Raw genomic sequence first — 861 nt, 5'->3', positions numbered from 1 at the left:
CCATTGTTGATGCTTGTATTAGTCAAATAAGTCATCATGCGAAGTCGCACCAAGTGCCTACCATCACGTACACAGACATAGCCTGCGGTGAAGGCTACTACACTCAACAGTTCCATAATTTTCTAGCACGCGATATGTCTCTTGAATGCGCCTTAACTGGTATAGATATTTCTATACCAGCAATTCGCACAGCTGCCAAGCGAGTGAAAGAGGCAGCATGGTTAGTTGGCAATGCGTTTCGATTGCCCGTCTCAGATCATAGTCAGAGCCTTGTAACACATATGTTTTCACGTCCCTGTATGTCGGAAGCACGACGCATCATTATGAATGATGGGCTGCTTCTTGACGTGTCAGCAGGCGAAAACCATCTCATTGAATTGCGGAAGCACTTATACCCAGACGTAAAAATTAAAAAGCGGGTAGAGAAAACACCGATATCAAACGAGGATTTTGAATTACTCGAAGACCAACGCGTTTCTTATACCTTCACGCTCAACTCAAAAGACGCCATTCTTGACCTCATCACAATGACTCCACATGTTTGGCGTGCGCAACGCTCTGAGATCGAGCGCACCGCAGAATTGAGATCGCTTTCATTAAGCTGCGATGTATATGTTGCAAGCTATAAACCAAAGAATCATATAAATGGAAACTAGATTTAAGCTATTCTTTGTGTTCAGCGCACTCTTATTGATATCACTCTCTGGCTTAACCTACGCTGAGTTTTATATGGAAGATTCAGTGCAACAAGAACTAATTGGTCTAGTTTCATTAATAGCAGCAGCCCTATCGATATTTGGCGTTGTCGCTGCATATGTCATGATATTGTGGCAACGACTAAAACGCTTTTTCACTACGGAT

Annotated in this window: 2 protein-coding genes; both read left to right on the top strand. The window is 43.0% G+C overall.

Translation table 11 applies throughout. From position 1 onward, the window contains the following. Positions 1–656 (top strand): methyltransferase domain-containing protein (locus A3762_RS02785; protein ID WP_231878710.1); only part of this gene is annotated, 656 nt, incomplete at its 5' end. Next, positions 646–861: hypothetical protein (locus A3762_RS28160; RefSeq protein WP_231878709.1), on the top strand; the 216-nt coding region annotated here is incomplete at its 3' end. The genes A3762_RS02785 and A3762_RS28160, both read left to right, overlap by 11 nt.

Source organism: Oleiphilus sp. HI0125 (assembly GCF_001635355.1).
Note: the sequence above shows the minus strand (reverse complement) of the source record. Positions and strands in the feature narration are given on the sequence as shown.